This is a genomic window from Paenibacillus harenae DSM 16969, assembly GCF_000422465.1.
Classification (GTDB): domain Bacteria; phylum Bacillota; class Bacilli; order Paenibacillales; family Paenibacillaceae; genus Pristimantibacillus; species Pristimantibacillus harenae.
Genome location: NZ_AULV01000029.1, coordinates 1 through 21,150 on the forward strand (window position 1 = coordinate 1; position 21,150 = coordinate 21,150).

Annotated in this window: 14 protein-coding genes and 2 rRNA genes; 6 read left to right on the forward strand and 10 right to left on the reverse strand. The window is 52.0% G+C overall.

Annotated features, from left to right (window positions below; genetic code table 11):
• The 6 genes from H581_RS0109805 to H581_RS0109830 all read right to left on the reverse strand — a co-directional run.
• Positions 1 to 190 (reverse strand): 16S ribosomal RNA (locus H581_RS0109805); the annotation flags it as partial.
• A gap of 257 nt (positions 191 to 447) precedes the next feature.
• The gene (locus tag H581_RS0109810) at positions 448 to 939 is read right to left on the reverse strand and encodes a CYTH domain-containing protein (protein WP_028609842.1); all 492 of its coding nucleotides are present in this window, start codon (positions 937 to 939) and stop codon (positions 448 to 450) included.
• A 3-nt stretch (positions 940 to 942) separates the two neighbouring features.
• On the reverse strand, positions 943 to 1,716 hold the full coding sequence (locus H581_RS0109815; RefSeq protein ID WP_028609843.1) for an AAA family ATPase: 774 nt from the start codon (positions 1,714 to 1,716) through the stop codon (positions 943 to 945).
• 30 nt (positions 1,717 to 1,746) lie between these two features.
• Positions 1,747 to 2,907: a YecA family protein gene (locus H581_RS0109820; protein ID WP_028609844.1), complete on the reverse strand. Its 1,161-nt coding sequence runs from the start codon at positions 2,905 to 2,907 to the stop codon at positions 1,747 to 1,749.
• Between the two features lie 171 nt (positions 2,908 to 3,078).
• On the reverse strand, positions 3,079 to 4,194 hold the full coding sequence (locus H581_RS0109825) for a slipin family protein (protein WP_028609845.1): 1,116 nt from the start codon (positions 4,192 to 4,194) through the stop codon (positions 3,079 to 3,081).
• A 514-nt stretch (positions 4,195 to 4,708) separates the two neighbouring features.
• Entirely contained in the window at positions 4,709 to 6,151 is a 1,443-nt protein-coding gene (locus H581_RS0109830; protein ID WP_245600003.1) for an RtcB family protein, read from the reverse strand.
• Between the two features lie 197 nt (positions 6,152 to 6,348).
• On the opposite strand from H581_RS0109830, the gene H581_RS0109835 reads away from it, so the two are divergent.
• Together H581_RS0109835 and H581_RS0109840 are read left to right on the forward strand one after the other, a co-directional pair.
• Positions 6,349 to 7,665, forward strand: a complete 1,317-nt coding sequence (locus H581_RS0109835; RefSeq protein ID WP_028609847.1) for a helix-turn-helix transcriptional regulator — start codon at positions 6,349 to 6,351, stop codon at positions 7,663 to 7,665.
• Complete coding sequence (locus H581_RS0109840) at positions 7,652 to 8,449, forward strand: WYL domain-containing protein (protein WP_028609848.1); 798 nt, start codon at positions 7,652 to 7,654, stop codon at positions 8,447 to 8,449. The genes H581_RS0109835 and H581_RS0109840 overlap by 14 nt, the downstream gene beginning before the upstream one ends.
• Positions 8,450 to 8,548: 99 nt before the next feature.
• On the opposite strand, the gene H581_RS0109845 is transcribed toward H581_RS0109840, so the two are convergent.
• Both H581_RS0109845 and H581_RS0109850 read right to left on the reverse strand, forming a co-directional pair.
• Entirely contained in the window at positions 8,549 to 9,106 is a 558-nt protein-coding gene (locus H581_RS0109845; RefSeq protein WP_028609849.1) for a hypothetical protein, read from the reverse strand.
• A 530-nt stretch (positions 9,107 to 9,636) separates the two neighbouring features.
• The gene (locus tag H581_RS0109850) at positions 9,637 to 15,669 is read right to left on the reverse strand and encodes a DUF3320 domain-containing protein (protein ID WP_028609850.1); all 6,033 of its coding nucleotides are present in this window, start codon (positions 15,667 to 15,669) and stop codon (positions 9,637 to 9,639) included.
• 232 nt (positions 15,670 to 15,901) lie between these two features.
• On the opposite strand from H581_RS0109850, the gene katA reads away from it, so the two are divergent.
• From katA to H581_RS36360, 4 genes are all read left to right on the forward strand, one after another.
• On the forward strand, positions 15,902 to 17,359 hold the full coding sequence (katA, locus tag H581_RS0109855) for a catalase KatA (protein WP_028609851.1): 1,458 nt from the start codon (positions 15,902 to 15,904) through the stop codon (positions 17,357 to 17,359).
• 199 nt (positions 17,360 to 17,558) lie between these two features.
• On the forward strand, positions 17,559 to 17,765 hold the full coding sequence (locus tag H581_RS0109860; RefSeq protein ID WP_028609852.1) for a hypothetical protein: 207 nt from the start codon (positions 17,559 to 17,561) through the stop codon (positions 17,763 to 17,765).
• A 252-nt stretch (positions 17,766 to 18,017) separates the two neighbouring features.
• A complete protein-coding gene (locus H581_RS0109865) occupies positions 18,018 to 18,233 on the forward strand; it encodes an alpha/beta-type small acid-soluble spore protein (protein ID WP_028609853.1) in 216 nt (71 codons plus the stop codon).
• Positions 18,234 to 18,331: 98 nt separating this feature from the next.
• Positions 18,332 to 19,192, forward strand: coding sequence for a CPBP family intramembrane glutamic endopeptidase (locus tag H581_RS36360; protein ID WP_169507487.1), 861 nt, complete (start codon positions 18,332 to 18,334; stop codon positions 19,190 to 19,192).
• A gap of 29 nt (positions 19,193 to 19,221) precedes the next feature.
• Here H581_RS36360 and H581_RS33560 read toward each other — a convergent pair whose 3' ends face one another.
• Together H581_RS33560 and rrf are read right to left on the reverse strand one after the other, a co-directional pair.
• Positions 19,222 to 20,715, reverse strand: coding sequence for a DHA2 family efflux MFS transporter permease subunit (locus H581_RS33560; RefSeq protein WP_051250624.1), 1,494 nt, complete (start codon positions 20,713 to 20,715; stop codon positions 19,222 to 19,224).
• Positions 20,716 to 20,879: 164 nt separating this feature from the next.
• A 5S ribosomal RNA gene (gene rrf / locus H581_RS0109880) occupies positions 20,880 to 20,996 on the reverse strand.
• Positions 20,997 to 21,150 lie beyond the last annotated feature (154 nt).

Genomic DNA, 21,150 nt, shown 5'->3' on the forward strand with positions numbered 1-21,150 from the left:
ATGCGACCGACTCGCGTATCCGGTATTAGCATTCGTTTCCGAATGTTATCCCGGTCTTACAGGCAGGTTACCTACGTGTTACTCACCCGTCCGCCGCTAAGTTACTCCCGAAGGAATAACTCCGCTCGACTTGCATGTATTAGGCACGCCGCCAGCGTTCGTCCTGAGCCAGGATCAAACTCTCCAAATTGGTTAGTTGTCCGCGAAACCTCTCTCTAGCCAAAGGTCAGATTGAAGTTTCTCGTTGACTCATTACTTTTTTATCGCTTTTCCATTAATCCGTATGGATTAACGGGACAGTTTCACTCGTTGTTCAGTTTTCAAAGAACAATCTTTTCTTTCTCGCCGTCCGCCTGTTTCTCTCGGCCGGACTTATAATGTATCATGTATCCGCCTATGAAGTCAACCATTTCGCAAAACTTTTTTATAAAATCTCTCTACCGTTTATTACGCCTGCAGCTCCCGCCATACCTTTTTGTTGCTGTACTGCCGCTCGGAGCTTATATCTCTCCCAAACCATTCCGGCGCTGCAAATGCATTCGCAGCTTCTTCCGACTCGAACTCGACCTCAAGGACGGTAAGTTCAATCTGATCATATATATCTATTTCAATAATGTTGCCATTCCATTCCGCGGTTATACGGTTTTTCGTAAGCGCCACGTACCCAAAAGCATTTATCAGCTGCTCATAAATGCTTTCCGAGATAGCGTATTCGATTTCCTCACGGGAAAGCCCGCTCCCCAGCTTAAACGTATGCGTAAACGTTACATCGCCGGTTGCCTGATCAACGATTCGCCGAACGCGCAGCTCTTGAAGATCATCCATCGCCAAATAAGTCTGCTCTATTCGCTGCTCTGACAGCACCTTCAGCTTCTGTTCCTCAATAACGGTGCCCGGCTCTGCATCCAGCAAAAATTTCCGTTCTATCTCCATCGACATTAATCATCTCTCCTCTTCTTCGTCCCTAAACAATTCTCTCAGCATACGCTCCCTGTTATTCATGAACTGCTTCATTAGAATGTAATGGTCCGTTTCTTCCAATGTTGTCTTTTCGATTCCATCGGGGGTCAACCGGTAAATCTTCGAATCCGGATAGGCCATCAAAATTGGGGAGTGCGTCGATATGATGAATTGAGAATTTTGCAAGGCAAGCTGATTTATCCTGGACAGCATCGCCATCTGCCGGAAAGGAGAAAGCGCCGCCTCCGGCTCGTCCAAGATATACAGTCCATTTCCGTTAAAGCGATGCAGAAACGCCGCAAAAAACGATTCCCCATGCGACTGCTGATGCAGCGACTTCCCGCCGTAGGAATCGACAATACGCGGTGCGTTAGCTTGTTCCCGATCCATCGCATCAATATTAGTAGCCAAGTTATAATAACTCTCCGCCCGAAAGAAAAATCCATCCCGCGGCTTTACCGTGCTTCTCGCCAGCCTTAAATAACGATACAGCTCGGAATGCGTCGCTTCCGTCGAAAAATTAAAGTTGATCGTACCGCCCTCCGGATTAAATCCGAGAGCGACGGCGATCGCTTCCATCAAGGTCGATTTCCCCATTCCGTTTTCGCCAACGATATAAGTAACCTTCGGATGGAATTCCAGCAAATCCAGCTCCTGAATCGCTCTCAAATGGAACGGATAGGCAGCGAAGGAAGGGACGGTATCCCGCAGCAGCTGAATACTTCTCAGATACAAACCTTGCCGGCTTTGCTTCATCCCTTACCCTCCTGCTCCCGTTATATAATGCTATTGACCGCAGCACTTCTTATATTTCTTCCCGCTTCCGCATGGACAAGGGTCGTTGCGCCCAATCTTCTTCTTCGTCTGAAAATCGATCACATCCGCTTTAACCGCCTGATTCGATACGCTATTTAAGAGCATGCTCGTACCCGCACGTTTGGCCGACAATTCCATAGGAGCGTAGCCTTTGATCCCCCATTGTTTCGTGTTATTCATCAGCGGGACCAGCAAATCCGTAAAGCCTGCTACGGATTCCAGGCTAGGCATCTCAATAAAATCCTGCGCCATTTCAATAATAGATGCAAGAGAATCGCCGGTTTTTGCCGCATCTACACACTCTTCCACAAGAAGCTCCGCATCTTCGCGATCCGTCTCGTAATGTTCCAGCACGTAGCGGACCAGATTCATATAATGCTGGTTGCGCTCAACGTAGTCCTTTTCCCCTATTTTCAAAAGCTCCTGCTTCGTATACGGATAGAATTCCAGATCATGCCTCTGTGAGCGTTGAATCCATAGTGCTTCCGAATGTACGACCCGATTGTCCGACACTATACCGTTCTCTTCTATAAGGAATCGTTCATAATAGGGCCAAGCTTCGTAAAGGATATTCATCAAATCCCCGGGCAGCTGTTTATGCTCCGAATAGGACATCACAAAACGCTCCAGTTCCTCTGCGGTTAAAACCCCGTAACCATATAATAAACCGTGAGTTAACCGGATCCATTCCGTATTCCGGCTAACGATCGGATGATCCTGCAGGAAGTCGCCCGATTTATACAGTGTCACAAGCTCTGCCGACATGATAACGACCCGCTTCCCTTCCAGTATGCCCGGGAACAGGATGCCGCGCTCGCGGAAATATTCGTATTGCTGCAATTCCAGAAGCGGCTTGTCCCATAAACCGTCGTTCTTGGCGATTTTCTGCGCCAGCTTCAATCGTTCATGATCCCATGTACGGGTGATCATCCACAGATGTTCAGGAATCTTCTCCGACAGCTTCTCTACCAAACCCTGCTTATTAAGCGAGCTGAGGTTGCTTATATCCAAATTCATGCGTATGTTTGTTAACTGCTGCTTCGTTAAAGAGCCTAATGCGTCCGCATAGAATAACGGGTATGTAAGCGCAGGCCAAAATTTATCCGGTACAATTTCTTTCGTAATCGACATTTTACTCTCCTAAACCATCGTATTACTTGCATCTGGTTCTATTATATAGAAAGACACGCTAAAAAACATGCAGTTTCCAAAGTAACAAAAAAACGCCATGGAATCAACCGGACGCAAAAATTGGAATAGCCCCGAGATCCAAGGATGGTCTCGAGGCCTACGCTAAAACGATCATGGTTTGTCCGCCGCCCTGACGCTTAAAAGCGAATTAAGCTGCTCCAGCAGATTGCCGCCGCCGGTGAGCGAGATCGTGCCGATTTTCTCGCAAATTTTCTCCAGAAACTCCAGCTCCTTCAAGCGGTACAGAGTGCCGTTCTCATCCATCAGCTTCGCGGTGTTCAGCAGGCTGCGCGTCGACGCCGTCTCCTCGCGTCGTGTAATCAGATTGGCTTGCGCCTTCTTCTCCGCGAAGAGCACCGTATTCATAATATCCTTTATTTCGCCCGGCAAAATAATGTCTTTCAGGCCAGCCGATATAAACGATATGCCATAACACCCGCTCTGCTCATTCAACCGGGTCAACACGAATACCGCGATTTCCTGCTTCATGCGCAGCAAGTCATCCAGCTTCAGCGTACCGACGTATTCGCGCAGAATCAGCTGCAGCAAAATGTACACCTGCTCTTCGAACGACTTAATCTCAAGCGCCTTAAGTGGACTCGTAATCTTATATTGGCAAACAAAGTTAAGCCGAAGCGTCACTTTATCCTCCGTCATAATCTCCTGTCCGGTCATATCCAGCTGCTGCTGGCGCAGATCGATCGTTTTCACCTGAACGGCGACCGGACCCTTCCAGAAGTAATATTTGCCCGGCCGAAGCTCCCGCTGAAGCACGTTATTGTAGAATAGAACACCCGTCTCATGGCTGGCTACCTCGAAAACTTGAATATAGCCGTGCAGCTTCGGTAAAATTGCGCGGTCGATCTCCCCGGACAGCTCCGGATTCCGGATATCCGCCCGAATGAACGTATGCTTCTTCATGTCATTCCAGAAGGCATACAGCCCCGCCGTTAACAGCGACGCATACTTGCCGTCTTCGAAGTGCAGCACGAGCTCATGATCCTGCACATCGGCGACCGTCAGCTCCTTGGTAAGCGTCGCATCCTGAAGAAACAGATTCAGCTCCTTATCCGGAACGGTAAAACGCTTCGCTATGTTTAGCACGATCACCTGATCATCGGAAAATAAGCCTTGCCGGTAAATACCCGGCTGCAGATGCTTAACGTAGCTGCCTTTTTTGAACAGCAAGCCCCGCTCGTCGTTTTTTATCGTTATTTTTTTAAACATGAATGAACACCTCTTTACGTTTTGGTGACCTTCGCTGCAGGAATGCCCTGCCACTTGGCCGGAATCGGAACTTAAGAAATGAGCTTTGCGCATAGCGGCTTAAGCAGTAAATCGCATTACACAGGCCCGGACTGCAGCCCGTATGAAGCGATGCACCGCGCAAGCAGTCAGAGGCGCTCCGGCTCAAATCGGTATCCGCCGATTGCATGGACCTTGCTGCAGCGAGCATGCCTAAGCAGGCTCACGGCATTCCTGGCGAGGTCGGGACAATTCTGAGTTCTCCTTGCAGGGAGATTCCTAAATACAACCACTGAGTAACCGCTGATTAAGCGATACCAAGGGAGTCGAACCCTTATAAATGGAGAGCTCATGCCGAGGCGGACGGTACAGCATACCCACGCATAACATGCGCGGGCACTGCGGGATGAATAGACATCCCAGCCAAGGTACGCCGCTCTAACATGAGCCCGGATCTATTATTGATGTTATCTTTAATAGCAATTTAAACTTGCAATTAGACGCCTTTGACTACAGCCATCGGCTTGCATTTGGCCACAACGGCTGCCAAGGAAGCGCCGGCGACGCTGTCGATAATTTGGTCGACATCCTTGTAGGCCTGCGGGCATTCGTCGAGGATCGTCTGCAAGGAACGGTGATTGACGAGAATTTCGTCCTCCGTACCCACCTTAAGCGATTGCTCGAATTGATCGACCGTCACAAGCTCCTTGGTCGCTTTGCGGGAACGCGCCCGGCCTGCGCCGTGGCAGATGGAATAGAAGTTTTTGAGGCCTTCGTCCTTCCCTACCATGATATAAGAGGAAGTCCCCATCGAGCCGGGGATGAGAGCGGGATGTCCCGTCTCCTTGTACGCAGCCGTATTCAGGAAATGGCCCGGCGGAAGCGCGCGCGTCGCCCCTTTGCGATGGACGAGCATCGGCTGGCCGCGGTGAAATTCCTTCAGCGCATAGTTGTGCATCAGATCATAGAGGACCGGCAGTTCCATGTCCTGACCGAATACTTCCCTGAACGCCTCGCGTACGCCGAATGCAATCATATGCCGGTTGCTGACGGCGAAGTTCAGCGCAGAATACATGAGATTCAAGTAGGTTTGGCCTTCATGGCTCGCGATCGGCGCGTAGATCAGATTCGGGTCGGGATTGCTCACGCCCCACTGTCTCATGGCTTCCTTGATCACCTTGTTATGCTCCCGGCCGACCATGCCGCCCCAAGCCCTCGAGCCGGAATGGATCATGACGACGACCTGGCCGTCGAATAAGCCCCATTTTGCCGCCAAATCCGCGTATTCCGCTTGGACCTCCAAATATTGAAGCTCAATAAAATGATTGCCGCTGCCGAGCGTTCCCAGCTGTCCCCGCGCATATTTCATAATCTTGGGCGGCAGATGATTCAGATACGAATGATCATAGGCAAAATCGGCCTGCTCCACATGCGTCAGCCACTGCTCATCCGGCACATATTTCCCGGGAAGCCCGTTCAAGCCTTTGCGGACTACATCCATAATATCGATATCTTCATAATTCGAATTCGTCCGTTCATTCGTCGGAACATATTTCTCGATCGCGGCGATCAGCGCGCGGCGAACCCCTTTATCCCGGATATCGCTTTTGTGCAGTCGCGTCGTATGAACGCGCATGCCGCAGCCGATATCCGAGCCTACGATGGATGGCGACACGCAGCCGTCCCTCATGCTCCATACGGCCGTCGTGCCGATACACGTGCCGATGCCGATATGCGCGTCAGGGGTGTAGCTCATATATTGGTTTCTAGGAATTAGCAGGTTGTTGTTCGCCATCTCGTAGACTTTAGGTTCAAAGGATTGAAATACCTCGTCATTGGCAAAGAGGTGAAGGTTTCCGTTCTCGAGCTCGATTTCATGATGGTTGCCGCCGTGACTTTTGTAGTTCACGGGCAAATTCAAGTTCATTTTTATAGTCATGTTCAGTACCTCCCGTACGTTCGCTCTCTTTCGAGCCGGCTTGCCGCCGTCTTATGAGTTCTATCTTCGCTTATTTCAAAGCCCGCGAACATGGCGAAAGTATTACGACGAAGGAAAATTTTCCTTCTTGTTCACATCGGCATTCTTCCTGTTAAGATAGAGGAATAGAACGTCGCAGACCGGGGAGGAAGCTGTATATGGCAAAAGAAAGCTTTGATAAAGAGATCCAGTTTTTGCGGATGCTTGTCCTCACGAGCGGGGCTTACAGCCGCCAGCAGTTTGCGGACAGGCTCGGCATTTCCGTCCATACCTTCGACAAAACGATCAAACGGCTGAAGGAGGTTGTAAGCTCCGTTCACCGGCAGCTTCCCTCCGAGCAGGGCAAGGAGTTCGCGGAGACGATTCGCTTCCATTATCTCGATTCGTCCGATCCGATGCTCTTGTTCCTATTCCGGGCCAAGTCGTTGAAGGAATCGGAAAGCGGACGCCTCTCTCTGCTTCTTGCCGCCTTGGATGGACAGCCTCTTACCGCGATGGAGCTGCTTGACGCATGCTGCTGCAGCATGCCGGCCTCCCTCCCGCTGCCGGACGAGAAAACGATCCGCGCCGACTTAAAGTATTTGGAGCAGGTTGGCGTCATTAAGAAAGAAAACGGGCCCCGCCCCTATCGTTACCGCCTCCGGCTTGATCTGGTGCAGGAGCTGACGCGGGAGGAGCTACAGGATGTATATGATTTCGTAGATATCATGGCGAATACGCAGCTTCCATCCGTACAGGGCTATTTACTGAGAGACGGTTTGAAGAAGCATATGATCCGGAATCAGGACGGCCAACCGCTTATCGAACCTTTTTTATATAAATATCATTACTACTCCCGCATATTGGACGAGGCTCATCTGTTTATGCTGCTGGGGGCGATCCGCAATCGGCGGACGGTGAGCTTCCTCTACTTCTCTCCGAAAAAGGGAACGAGCTACGCTTCCAAAAATACGAATCCGCTGTTCGAACGCGACACCGAAGGCAAGCTGGAAACGATTCTCCCGCTTAAGGTCGTGTACGACCATCAATACGGACGCTGGTATTTGCTTGGGCATCACCAGAGGTACGGCATTATGAAATACCGGTTGGAGGGACTTACCCAGGTGGAGGAAGGCGAGACGGTCCCCGAGGAGCTGTTCTCGGAAAATCGCGAGCTGCTTGACCTGAGGCTGCGGCACAGCTGGTTGATCGATACGGGCCGGGCCGTTACGGTTCGCATTCGTTTTTTCAACCCGGGTCCCGGCATTGCTAATTTCGTGAAGGAGCGCGTTCTGCTGCAGGGACAGTGGGGAAGCGTAACGGATGAGGAGGACGGAGACTCGTTCCTGTATGAGATTGTCGTAAATGGAACCGTTGAGATTAAGCCATGGATCCGAAGCTTCGGTTCGAGCTGTGAAGTGCTGGAGCCGCTAAAGCTCAGGCAGGAAATGATAGAGGAATGGAAGGAGATCAAGACGTACTATGAATCCTTTTGAAAAAATATTCAATCACCAAATTCTCTCCCGGCTCGAAGACGCCGGCACGTTCATGGTGACCGCCCACGAGCGGGGGTGGCTCAAGACGATGCTTCGGCATCCGGCGGCTTTGGAGGCTTTGGAGGCCGAGACGCTGGCCAGATTGGAGACGATTCTGGAGCAGGACCAGCCGCTCGATACGCAGGAGCTGCTGCTGCACAAGGCGGCCAGTAAGGAGAAACAAGTCTACCACGCCCTCTTGCGTCCGTTAAGACGGGCGATCATGAATAAAAATTTCGTCCGGCTGAGCTACGGCCTCAAGAACGGGCGCGGGTTCAACGAACAGACGGCCTTTCCCTATAAGCTCGAATATTCGATGGTCAAGCGGGAGTGGTATTTGCTCTGGTACCATATGAGGTATCGCACCCTGATGAGCACGAAGCTGCACAAAATAACCGAGGTGCATGAGGAGCCTTGTTCGGAAGAGAGCTATGAGCAGCTGCAGGCCACGGTTCTATCACTTCTGGAAAAGCGCAAGCTAAGCGTCGACATTCTGGTCGAGAGGCAGTATAACGCCGAGCTGTCGCGCATCCTGTATGCGTTCTCCTGCTTCGAGAAGGAGGTTCGCTATACCGAGGAGTCGGATGAATATACGATCCGGCTGAGCTTTTTGAACAATGAGAGCGAGTATGTGCTGTCCAAGACCCGTTTTCTCGGCAAACGGGTACGGTTGATAAACGGAGACTACATGCGGGGGCGGATGCTGGAGTCTGCGACGAAGGCGCTGGCGCGTTACGGGGAATAGCGGCGGACATAGGATCCGCTGCGTTGGAGCAGGGATCCACCGCATCCAGCTTTACACAAAGATTCAGCACGGTAACTGAGGACGAGGAGGGAAGCAGGTTTACGTATGGCTTGAAACCGACTTCCCGCCCAGTTCCCGTCCATCATATTTTTGCAAAACTTCGATTGCCTTCTCGAATTCCCTTAAGCCTTCTTTATAGATTTCCAATAATCTCTGATTGTGTTCGACATCCTTGCCTTCCTTAAGCAAACGTTGAAACTCCTTGATTTGCTTCTCCATTTCAGAGCAATCATATATTAATGTTGATACAACATTAGGAAACTTCGTTTTCTTGTGATTAGTCATCGTTAAAATATTGTCTGGAACAGATTCCGTTGAATCGTTTGCCGTAACCTTGCTTATTTTATTGGTTTGTTTTTTGTACAAGCCGTCTTCCTTGCACCCGTTAAAATAAAAATACATCATCGAATCTTGCGCAATCAATTTTAATGCTTGTTCTAAACAAGGATTAGCCAAAAAAACTTCAATGTATTTATGAAGATGTCCCTGATTCTCGTTATTTTTGTCAATAAACTTTTCTTTAATAACGTCCGCTGCCAGAGCATAATCGCAGCCCCGTAATGAATTTTTCATTCTTCGTCTTTCAAAGATGTTCATTATTAACCCACCCCGCAACTATTAGGCTAGACTATAATCTATTATTCTTCATATAGCGGGAGAGTCCTTTATCTTTATTACATTTCAATATTAACGGCTATTAAGCGGTTTTTTCTTTTTGTGTTAAGTTGAACCAGAGAATTGCGCGACTCGAGTAGAGAGATATGGCTGACACATGCCACTTGATTTCGTTTAACGGCCACCACATACGTTATTTGTGCAATATCGGCCATTTTAAAAATGTAACGGAGCTGACAGACGCTATTTCCCGATATCAGCTCATTTTCGGGCTGAAAATCTTCGGATAAGGTCTGTAGCAGCCGTTACAATTTTGAAACGTGCTTTTTTAGGCAAATAAGGGCTCAGACAACCGTTAGAGTGAGAATGATTAAAGTCATTCCTCATGCTGCCTGGTGTACGGTAATTCATTTGTTCAACTTATATAGCAACAATATTTACGAAACAGCGTAAAATAAAAACACTGACAGCCACGGTCAGTGTTTTTTTGTACGACTTTTCCCATCCGAAAATCAGCGATCCTTCAGCACGATCCGTTCGTCCTCGCTTCTGAACGCAAAACCGCGTTCGATCGCACAGGCGATTCCGTTTCGCGCCGCTTTCTCCAATGCAGCTCCCGAACGGGCGTAGCCCAGCAGCCTATTGACCTGCTTCACCAGATCAATCTCAGGCAAACTGATTTGAGCGGATAGTACGGCCTTCACCGCATTAGCCACCTCTTCTGCGGGCAGATCCTCCGCCGACCGGCGCTGCGATTCATGAGCAGCGATCCGATAGCCTTCCCAATTTGAAGGTGCTGTCTCTTCCGGCCAGAGGAATGGCGTTCCGTCTGTATCGGTTTGCGTAATATCCAGCTTTCCGAACAGCTCGTCAAACCGCTTGTCCAGACGGGCCCCCATCCTTGCGATGCCCCAAGCCTGAAGCACCCGCTTCGCGAGTAAAGTCCGGCTTACCGGCCCTTCCTCACGGATCACATTCTTCATTTGGTCCAAAATAAGCAGCGTATGCCCCGTCTGATAGAACGCATCCGTATGGTAAGGAACAACCTCCAAGTCGCAGACTTTATACCACTCCGCCCCTTCTGGCAGAGCGGATGCTGTTTCACCTGGAACAGCATCTATCTGCGCAGCAGATGCTAAGGATGATATAGCAGGGTCCGAGCTTTTGTCTGCCTGCGCATGTGTTTGGGTTGTCTGCGTTTGGGTCGCCTGTGTTTGGGTTGCCTGCGCTTGGTCTGCCTGTACATTGTCCGTCTGTGAATGGTCCGCACGGTCACCCTGCATACGATCCGCTTGTTCACGGTCCGTCTGCGCCGAGAGCTCAGCGGCAGGGTCAGCTAAACGCCCCTCTGCCGCCTTCGCCTGCTCCATCGCCGTTTCAATCTTGCGAAGCTCAGCCTCCCGGTTCTCCCACCAATCCGGCAGCCATACCTGATGCAAGCGCCAGCCAAGCTGCTCCAGCACCTGAATACGCAATATATCGCGGTCGCGGGCTGTCTTTGCGCTGTTGTACATCGGCCCGTCCAGGAGAATCCCAAGCCGGTATTGCTTCGGATTGTCCGGATCGATGATGCCGGCATCGATCCGGTAGCCTGAGGCGCCTACGTACAAGTCAACCTGATACCCGCGCCTGCGCAGTTCATCCGCTAAGCTGCGGTGAAGCTCCGTAGCGGCAGCAGCCTGCTTGGACGTTTCCGAAGCCGGAAGCCCCTGCTTGCCTTTTTCCGCATATTCCAGAAAAGCCTTCAGCCCAAGCACGCCTTCCGCGCTCGTCCGGCTTGCGCTTAATTGGTGGGCCCGCAGCGTCGAGAATACGATCATTTCGCATCTCGCCCGCGATACGGCGACGTTCAGGCGGCGCCAGCCGCCCTCGCGGTTGAGCGGACCGAAATTCAAGCTCACCTTGCCGCTTGCGTCAGGGCCGTAGCCGATCGAGAACAAAATAATATCGCGTTCATCGCCTTGGACGTTCTCGAGGTTCTTCACGAAGATCGGCTCGGGCAGCTCCGGAAGCAGCTGCTCGAGCTCCGCCTCCCTTCTGATCGCTTCATCCAGCAGGTCTTCGATTAAAGTCTGCTGGATCGAGCTGAAGGTAACTACGCCGATGCTTTGCTGCCGAAGCGCCGGATCCTTCAAGCGGCGGACGATCTCGGCAACAACCGCTTCGCCCTCGGCACGATTGTGCTTCGTCCGTCCGCGGTCATAGAACCCGTCCACCGGCCGCCAGAATACGCTGGACACAGGCTCGTCGGGCGAAGGGAACGTCATTAATTTATTGTCGTAATAATGCGCGTTGCTGAAAGCAATCAAGCTCTCATGGCGGCTCCGGTAGTGCCAGGAGAGATGTCTCTGATACATGCCGAGCGCCAGGCAATCGTCCAATATGCTCTCCATGTCCTGAGACACCGCATTCTCCTCGTCCGCCTCCTCCTTCGTCTTCGAGAAGAAGCTTGTCGGCGGCAGCTGCTTCGGATCTCCCACGATCACAGCCTGATGGCCTCTCGCCAAAGCACCGACCGCTTGCGCCGTAGGCACCTGTGAGGCTTCGTCGAAGATGACCAGATCGAACTTCGGACTTCCCGGATCCAAATACTGCGCAACGGATATCGGACTCATCAGCATGCAAGGCGCCAATCGGGGCAGCAGATTAGGAATCAGATCAAACAGCCTGCGGATCGACATCGCTCTTCCGCCGCTCCGGATCGCCCGCTGTAAAATGCCCGCTTCCGAGCTTTGCGCAGCCTCCTGCGTCATCTGCGGCACCTTGGCGGATAGCCGCGCCGCGATTTCCCCGCGGGTAAGCTGCTCGAAGCGGCGGTCCGTTTCACGGAAACGGTTCAACTTCTCCTCGAACAAGATGCCCGAGAAGGTGCCCAGCCGATCGTCATGGTCAAAAATATAATTGGCGCATGCTTTATATAATCCGCGCTCAAAGGCTTGAACAAGCTCTACATTCGGCAACCGTCCATCCTCATGCGGAAGAAGCAGCGGCGCAAGTCCCGCTTCCTCCGCTTGCTCCCACACCCGGCGCCAAGCGCACCAATCGCGCAGCTCGTGCAAGCTCGCTTCCCAGCGGCTTGCCTTCTGCCGCATGAAGCCATACCAGCTCGAATGGCCGGCTGCCGCCGCCAATCCCGCTTCATCCAGCCGAAGCAGCCTTCCTAGCTGCTCTACGCAGCCGGTCGTTTCGCGGTGATGCGCGGCCGCGCGGCTGAGCTTGCCGTCCTGCGCAAGAAACGCGCTTCGGCCTCCTGCCATCAGCGAGCCAATACGCGCTCTAGCTTGCTGTGCCTCCCCCGCGTCGCCGTCATGCCAAGCGAGCAGACGCTCATGCAGTTCAATAGCCCATTCGGCAGCGGCCTCCATGCCCGACCAATCGCCATTCCCGTCATTCCAGAGCGAAGCGCCAAGGTGACGAAACATCATGTCGCCCATAACCTGCAGCTTCTTCTCTTCCTCCTGCCAATGAATGAGCTGATTCAAATGCCGCTTCGCCTGCTCCTTCGAAATTTGCGCACCGGGCGCAGCCATTGTCCTTAACAGCTTGACGATCCGGTTCTGGCCGAGAAACTTGGGCAGAAACCACTTCAGCTCCGCCTTGGTCCATTCCGACAGCGCGGCCTGAGCATCGAAGCGTACAGCCTCCGCCGTAAAATGAAGAGACGCCGAATGCCTGACCGCATCTCTCCGCTCGCCCTGCTCCGCGGCCCGTTTCACTTGATCTACCGTATCTGCCAGACTCCCGGCTTCCAGCAACGCAGCCTTCACATCCGGCATACTCACCATCAGCTCGCACAGCCGGGCAAGAACGCCTGCTTTCTCATAGGTCAGCGGTACCGAAGGAAGCCCCATCAGCGACAGTGCCTCCTCCATCGTTTCATCGGCTGTTGACAGCTGAACCGATAACCCCTTGAGCGCTTGCTCCACATCATTTTTCAAGCTTTGCGTGAAGGCTGAGCCCCGGGCATCCGCCCAGGCATGCCCGGCAGGACCGCCGCACTGCGCGCTCGCGGCCTTCAACTGCGCAGCCAGGTCGCGCCATTCCGTTACCTTCCCGGCCGTAAGGCCTTCAATCGCCGCTTTACCGAATACGACGGCTTCCGAGCCTTTGCCTGCTTGCTCATATCCGGCTACCGCCTCAAACAATGTAAAGCCAAACGGATGCTTATGATGCAAAGCTTCCGTGTAAGCATTCAACTCGCCGCGGAGCCCGGCCAGCCGGTCCGCCTGCGCATTCCATTCATCAGGCGATTGCTTGCGCGGCGCATCAATCGCTGCCTGTAATTGATCCAGCACGGCCCTTTTCGTGCTTTTATTCGAATGCAGCTCCAGACAGAACGCGCCGAGTCCGATATGTTCCAGCCTCTTCTGCACGACGGAGAGAGCAGCCATTTTCTCCGCGACAAACAGCACCCGTTTCCCGCCGGCCAGAGCGTTTGCGATCATATTCGTAATCGTCTGCGATTTTCCCGTGCCGGGAGGTCCGTGCAGCACGAAGCTTTGGCCTGCGGCAGCAGCACGAATCGCTGCCAGCTGAGACGAGTCCGTGCTGACCGGAATAAGCTGCTCGCCCGGGTGCTGCTCATCTAGCGGAAGCTCATCGTCACTCGAGTCCTCCTGCCGCCACTGCAGCTTGCCTTCCATCAGACTGGCGACTATCGAATTCTCCGCCAGCTCGCCCGCGCGCGCCCGAAGGTCGTTCCACATCACGAATTGCCCGAACGAAAATAAGCCCAAATAGGCGGCTTCCTCTACATCCCAGCGCGGAATCTGCATCATCGCATGTCGAATGACATGGAAGATTTGCTTCAGGTCGATGCCCTTCTCGTCCCGCGGAAGAGCATCCAGACCGCCGATCGTGATGCCGTAGTCCTGCCGGAGCATCTCCAGCAGCGTAATATTCATCTGCGGTTCTTCATCCCGTCCACGGATCGTATAACCGCTGCGCGACAGCTTCTTCATAATTTGGACGGGGATTAGCACAAGCGGCGCGTACCGTGGCAGTTCGCTTGCCGGAGATTCGTACCATTTCAGCAAGCCGAGCGCCAGGTACAGCGTGTTGGCTCCATTTTCCTCCAGAGATAGTCGCGCCGACCGGTAGAGATGCACCATCCGTTTCTCCAGCTCGGCCTCATTCAAATCCGCCCTCAGCCGCTTGCGGCCGAACTCATCCCGCAGCAGCTGCTCGAGCGGGTGATTGTTTCTGATGCTCTGATATAAATTAACGCTGCGCACGTCATCCTGCCAGTCTGCCGGCTTCGCCAGCAGCTGGAATTCCTCGCGTTCCGCAAGCCCATCCTCCAATTCGCCGAGCTGCGTCGTCATAAGCTGAACGCTTGACTTGGACAATCGGAAATTAATCAAGGTATTGCGGAGCGACAGATCAAGAAGCCGCCGCTCCCACTGCCGCTGTCTGCTCATCGGAATGGAGTCCACCTCGATAGGAGGTTCCAATACATCGACGATTTCCGGGGGAATCGTATGTACGGAGGCGGCTGTGTCCATGTCTGCCGGCTCCTTCTCAATCTCCCATACGCCGGATTTCTCCGTCCGGAGCGGCAGCGGACGAATTCCGCCGGAGCGTGCCCGCCGGACATCGACGATGCAGTCGAATTGATCCGGATTATGCAAATGCGAGCTCGCGCGAACGACGGCATCGTCAAACCGGGCGGTCTGCCCCTCATTCATATAGGTCGCTTCAACTAAACAGATTTCATTGATGCCCTGCGCGATTCTTTTGGTCAACAAAGAAATGTCGTCCTGCACGCTCTCCGAGAACGTCTCCTCTACCAGCCAGACGCCTGCAAAAGCATGTCCTTCCGTAAAAACAAGCAATGGATGCAGACCGACCGCCTCTAAACAAGCCGCATACAATAGCGACAAATCAAAGCAGTTGCCCATCCGATGCGTGAAAATCGTATCCGGCAGACGGACCCGCTGACCGATCTGCTCGAAGCTCGGCGCGGCCACGCAGTATGTAATCGCCTTGCTCTGGATGACGCTGTAGATGGCAGCGGCCTGCAGCCGCACCCGATTGGGATCCTTGCTCTGGTAAGCGCTGAACGTCGGGCTTCCGCTCCACTTGCCTAAGAGATCCGCAGCCTCGCGGACCAGCTGCAGCACTTGCGGGTGATTAGGCGTGACGAAGGCCGCCGCCATCTCCGGCAGGACCGCCAGTCCGCTCCACTCATCGAAAGCAAGCACCGTGACGGATTCGCGTTCTTCGAGCAAAACCGTCTCATTATGCTGAACCGTTAAGGTTAGCAGCCCCGACACGCGCTCCGTCAGACCGCCCAAATAATCCGTAGACAGCCGCAGGGGGATAGCGCCCAAATCTACCGTTTGCCCGGCGGGCAGCACATCTATCTTTTTCGTCCATCCATAGGCAAACTCCGGCTCCGCGGACAGCGTTACGATAACCTCGCGCAGCTCCTCTTCCGCTGAATGAGTCAGAGCGATATTTTTCACAACGGGCACGTGATTTTGCTGCATGGCATAATTTACGATGTCGCTGTACGACCATTTGCTTTGAAGCTTATTACTCAACCTGAAACCCTCCTAACGACGCAGCCGTGGCGTGACGTGAGCTTACACTCGAATCTATTACCCCTATCATAGCATTATCCCTATTACAATTCCCCATCATTCGACTCGTTTCTCCATTTTGACGAAAAATATTAATTATAATCATTATAAAATAACATTGATTTTTCTACCGAAAGCGGTAACATATTATACGAGGCGCAATCATACAAAATCTAATGAGGTGATTCTATTTATGAGTACTGAGAAGAACAAGCTCACGACTAGTTGGGGTGCTCCCGTTGGAGATAACCAAAACTCGATGACTGCAGGCTCACGCGGACCAACATTGATCCAGGACGTACACCTATTAGAAAAGCTGGCGCATTTCAACCGTGAACGGGTGCCTGAGCGTGTCGTACACGCCAAGGGCGCGGGAGCGCACGGTTATTTTCAAGTGACGCATGACGTAACGGCGTATACCAAGGCAAGCTTCTTGTCCGAGGTAGGTAAACGCACGCCGATGTTCATCCGTTTCTCTACCGTTGCAGGCGAGCTTGGCTCCGCCGATACGGTGCGCGACCCGCGCGGATTCGCCGTTAAGTTCTATACCGAAGAAGGCAACTATGATCTTGTAGGCAACAACACCCCTGTTTTCTTCATACGCGATGCCATTAAATTCCCGGACTTCATTCACACGCAGAAGCGTCATCCTCAAACCCATCTGAAGAACCCGAACGCGATTTGGGATTTCTGGTCCCTTTCGCCGGAATCGCTGCATCAGGTGACCATTCTGATGTCTGACCGCGGCATTCCCGCAACGCTGCGGCATATGCACGGCTTCGGCAGCCATACGTTCAAGTGGGTTAACGAGGATGGCCAGGCGGTCTGGGTGAAATATCATTTCAAAACCGAGCAAGGCGTCAAAAACCTGACCAACGAGGTCGCTGCCCAAATTGCCGGCGAGAATCCCGACTACCATACGGAGGATTTGTTCAACGCAATAGCAAGCGGAGACTTCCCGGCCTGGAAGCTTTACGTCCAGATTATGCCGGTGGAGGACGCGGATACATACCGCTTCGATCCGTTCGACGTGACCAAGGTATGGTCGCAGAAGGATTATCCGCTGATCGAGGTCGGCCGTATGGTGCTGGACCGCAATCCCGACAATTACTTCGCCGAGGTGGAGCAGGCAACTTTCTCCCCAGGCAACTTCGTTCCCGGCATCGAGGCGTCCCCGGACAAAATGCTGCAAGGCCGCCTGTTCGCTTACTCGGACGCGCACCGCTACCGGGTCGGCGCGAATCATAATCAGCTGCCGATTAACCGCCCGGTCGCGCCTGTGCATAATAACCAGCGCGACGGCCAAATGCGCGCCGACGGCAACGGCGGAGCTTCCACCTATTATGAACCGAACAGCTACGGAGGACCGACGGAATCGGCGGAGAACAAACCGGCTCCGTACGAGGTATCGGGCAATGCTGACAGCGTCGCCTTCGATCATCACGATCACTATACCCAACCCGGCGATTTGTACCGTCTCATGAGCGAGGAAGAACGCGCGCGCTTAGTCGAAACGATCGTCGGCGCCATGAAGCCGGTCGAGAGAGACGATATCAAGCTTCGCCAGATCGGCCATTTCTACAAGGCGGACCCGGAATACGGGCAGCGCGTTGCGGAAGGGCTCGGCCTATCCATCACTCAGCAATCCTAAATTTTTAGCAGCGGCTGTCGAAGCGATTCGGCAGCCCTTTTTTGCGTTTCTTGCAGACTCCTGCCTTATTGTATAATGGACAAGGTAAGGAGGTATTCGAATTGGAAACTGAAATGAGTTTGCTTCTGCGTTCCTATGGCTCATCCTGCGTCAATTTGTGATATACTGCTCCAATATGAGCTTTCAGGAGGTTATTTCGGTGAAAATTTATGTGATTCAATCGTTTAACGAGGATGGCATGGAGAACGTATACGTTGGCCCCGACGAGGAGAAAGCAATGTCGCTGAAATCGGCCGACTTTGAAGACTGCGATGCGCTGTTCGTGGAAATCTGGGAGGACGGCGAGAAAACCGATGATTTCCGGTTGGAGGAAGAAACACCGGACGAGCGGGATTCCGCGATATAGAGAAACCGGTCCTTCATGTAATGGCGGATTTCTTCCTTCTTTTCCCGGTCCCCGGCTGAAGGTATCCCAACCTCCGCCATGTTCTTTATATTTGACCGATACCGACGGAAAAAAGAATATTTCAACATGGCCGATTGCAAATTTTCGCATCCGAAATTTCCATAATTTACACCAAAAAGTTTTTTTCATGAATTGTATAAATCTGTACATTACCCCACATAATAACCTCACATCCAACTAAGGAGTGATAAAATGAGCAGAAGAAGTTCGAATACGCTAGTCGTTCCACAAGCAAAAGCAGCACTTAACCAAATGAAAACAGAAGCAGCGCAACAGCTGGGCGTACCGTTCCAACAAGACGGCTACAATGGCAACTTGTCCACTCGCGACGCTGGTTCACTCGGTGGCTACATTACCAAGAAATTGGTGCAAATTGCTGAACAGCAATTAGGCGGCCAACGTTTCTAGAACGTTCAAGGTTAAGAGCTAACCCCCAAATGATGAATTTGGGGGTTTTTTATGATATTATTTTTCGGTGGGGAATTTTTACCAATTCAAACGAGGGAGTGAGCTTTATAAAATCCGTTGCGGAGATTATCGGTAAATTACTTTTAACGCTCGTGACCGTAATCGTGCTGCTCATCATTGTCTTTCTCATTTACTTTATGCTTGCCGGATTCTCCATCTCGGATCTGGAAGGCGCCATTTCCAGCCAATGGGCAATCTATGCTCAAATGATCGTATTTATGGCTGCGGCTTTCGGCATGTATGCGTTATTCGAACGGAAGAGGGGCTGGACTTTCGGATTAAAGCAGCCCGGAGCCGTACCCTGGGCAATTCGCGGACTGCTTGCCGGCTTTCTTCTCATGACCGTTTCAGCCCTTCTTATATGGCTGCTTGGCGGAATCGAATGGGAATGGATCGGCTTGAATCAGTTGGTTCTTCACTCTCTGCTGGACGGACTCCTCTTGTTTGTTGGCGTTGCGGTTTATGAAGAAATTTTTTCGAGAGGATATGTACAAGGACTTATTCGCTATCATTACGGAAGTATAGTCGCAATTACCGTCAGCTCGCTTCTGTTCGCCATTCTTCACGGCTTTAATCCCGGCACCTTCGATTCGCCTTTCCCGATTATCAATTTGCTGCTCGCCGGCATATTGCTTGCCGTCTCTCGTGAAGTAAGCGGCGGATTATGGATGCCGATCGGGCTTCATTTGACCTGGAACTACTCCCAGGGCTACGTGTATGGCTTCAAAGTGTCCGGTACAGATACGGTACATTCTGTTCTGGCAACCGTCATTACCGGTCCTGACGTCCTGTCCGGAGGCGCCTTCGGCGCGGAAGGAAGCCTTATTACTACGATTGTTACGTTAGCTGGCATTGCTGCCGTCTATGTAACCTATAGAAAAACCGCGAGAGCCAGCTAGCTCTCGCGGTTTCTTTTTTTGAGCCTGCGTTATTCACTTAATGTGCTCACGGTCTTAACCGTTCCTGAGTCAGCCCGCCTCATATTGCCGTCATTCGGCTGCTGTTTGACTTTTCCTACAAGCAAGCTGATCGGCAGCGCTATAGCCGCTACTAAGGTGGCAACCAAGTAAACGTCATTCACGCTCATCGTAAACGACATCATCTCGATATGCAGCTTGTCCGTGTCACCGGCCCTCACGAAATCTTCGGCGTGCGTGACGGATCTTGCAGTCAGCATGGTCGTAAAAATCGCAATCGCAAACGACCCGAACACATTCCGCGTCCAATTCGAAATTGCGGAAGCATGACCGGACAGCTCTGCCGGTATTTGCTCCATTGCCGAGTTGCTTGAAGGCATGACGACGAATGCGATGCCGATATTACGCACCGTCATCCATATAATGACATAGGTATGGGATACATCGACGCTAAGCCAGCTTAAAGCCAGCGTACCTATCGTTAGAAGGACGATTCCTCCCGCCATTAGCCATCGCGGCCCGACAATCCCATACAGCTTACCGACGAATGGCATTAGCAGCGCCATGGCCAGCGAGGCTGGAAGCAGAATCATCCCCGTATCCAAAGCGGAAACATGTTGAATTCGTTGTAAAAATACCGGAGTTAGCAGCGTCCCCGAGTACAAGCTGATCGTAATGATATTGGCGATAACGGTATTTAAGGTGAACCGGCCGTTCTTAAACACTTTGAGATTGAGCAGCGGAGTCTCCGTCGTAAGCTCCCGCCAGATGAACAGAAGTAAAGCGACAGCTCCCAGCACGAACAATGATATGATCTTCCAAGAGCCCCACCCCCAGCTATGACCTTGTCCAAGAGCCAGCAATAAGGAAGAGCTGCTTGCGATTACCGTTATGAAGCCGATAAGATCGAAGCTCTTCGGAATATTTAGACGATAATAAGGGATAAAAGCAAAGACAAATCCAATCGCAATTAGACCAATCGGGATATTCATAAGGAACAGCCACTGCCAATCCCAATTTTGCAGCACCCAGCCGCTGATCGTTGGACCGAAGGCCGGAGCGAGCATCGCCGACAGTCCCCAGAAGGCTATAGCCATTGCCTGTCTTTCTCTTGGGATGATCTGATAAATAATCGACATTGTCGCCGGAATAATCAAACCGCTGAATGCCCCTTGAATGACACGGAATAAAATTAATGAGCCTACGTTCCATGCCATCGCGCATAAAATGGAGGTCACGGTAAAGCCTATTAAGGAAAAGAGATAAAGCCGCTTGAAGCTGAACCTTTCACCCAAATAACCGGCAATCGGCGCCGTCGTCCCCATCGCGAGCATGAAACCGGTTAATGTCCACTGCACGGTACTCAACGACGTATTAAAGTGAACCGTAAATATTTCAAGCGCTAAATTTATGCTGGCCGAAGCCAATACACATAAAAAGGATCCGATAAAAATTGCAGCCATAACGGGCCAAAAACGCACTTTTTGTAGTTTTTCTTGCTCCATGTTCCACGCTCACTTCCTTAACTAATTTCTTCGCTGCTCATGTATTATATTTTAGTTCTAAAGTAAATTCAAATTAAATTTAAGTGAAGCGCTTTCGAGCCGACACCTGCCCTTTCCCTAAAAACAACAAAAAACCTACCGCAATTATGCGATAGGTTATTCGTGCTTGGCGACGTCCTACTCTCCCAAGACCCTGCGGTCTAAGTACCATTGGCGCTGGAGGGCTTAACGGTCGTGTTCGGTATGGGAACGCGTGGTTCCCCTCCGCCATCGCCACCAAACGGGGATATTCGCTGAATCGCTTTCTGAATAACTTCAGAAAAGATTCAAGCCTTTATCCTTCAAGGCGCTTGCGCCCTGAAAACCGGATACGAAAGAAATGGCTGCTGAACTTTAGCTGTTTGTCTGCCGGATGTATGGGTCCATGCAGATCTT

What these genes read in the sequence shown, in the direction of transcription:
- H581_RS0109810 (WP_028609842.1), bottom strand. Translation starts at nt 939, where the DNA reads ATGTCGATGGAGATAGAACGGAAATTTTTGCTGGATGCAGAGCCGGGC.
- H581_RS0109815 (WP_028609843.1), bottom strand. Translation starts at nt 1,716, where the DNA reads ATGAAGCAAAGCCGGCAAGGTTTGTATCTGAGAAGTATTCAGCTGCTG.
- H581_RS0109820 (WP_028609844.1), bottom strand. Translation starts at nt 2,907, where the DNA reads ATGTCGATTACGAAAGAAATTGTACCGGATAAATTTTGGCCTGCGCTT.
- H581_RS0109825 (WP_028609845.1), bottom strand. Translation starts at nt 4,194, where the DNA reads ATGTTTAAAAAAATAACGATAAAAAACGACGAGCGGGGCTTGCTGTTC.
- H581_RS0109830 (WP_245600003.1), bottom strand. Translation starts at nt 6,151, where the DNA reads ATGACTATAAAAATGAACTTGAATTTGCCCGTGAACTACAAAAGTCAC.
- H581_RS0109835 (WP_028609847.1), top strand. Translation starts at nt 6,349, where the DNA reads ATGGCAAAAGAAAGCTTTGATAAAGAGATCCAGTTTTTGCGGATGCTT.
- H581_RS0109840 (WP_028609848.1), top strand. Translation starts at nt 7,652, where the DNA reads ATGAATCCTTTTGAAAAAATATTCAATCACCAAATTCTCTCCCGGCTC.
- H581_RS0109845 (WP_028609849.1), bottom strand. Translation starts at nt 9,106, where the DNA reads ATGAACATCTTTGAAAGACGAAGAATGAAAAATTCATTACGGGGCTGC.
- katA (WP_028609851.1), top strand. Translation starts at nt 15,902, where the DNA reads ATGAGTACTGAGAAGAACAAGCTCACGACTAGTTGGGGTGCTCCCGTT.
- H581_RS0109865 (WP_028609853.1), top strand. Translation starts at nt 18,018, where the DNA reads ATGAGCAGAAGAAGTTCGAATACGCTAGTCGTTCCACAAGCAAAAGCA.
- H581_RS33560 (WP_051250624.1), bottom strand. Translation starts at nt 20,715, where the DNA reads ATGGAGCAAGAAAAACTACAAAAAGTGCGTTTTTGGCCCGTTATGGCT.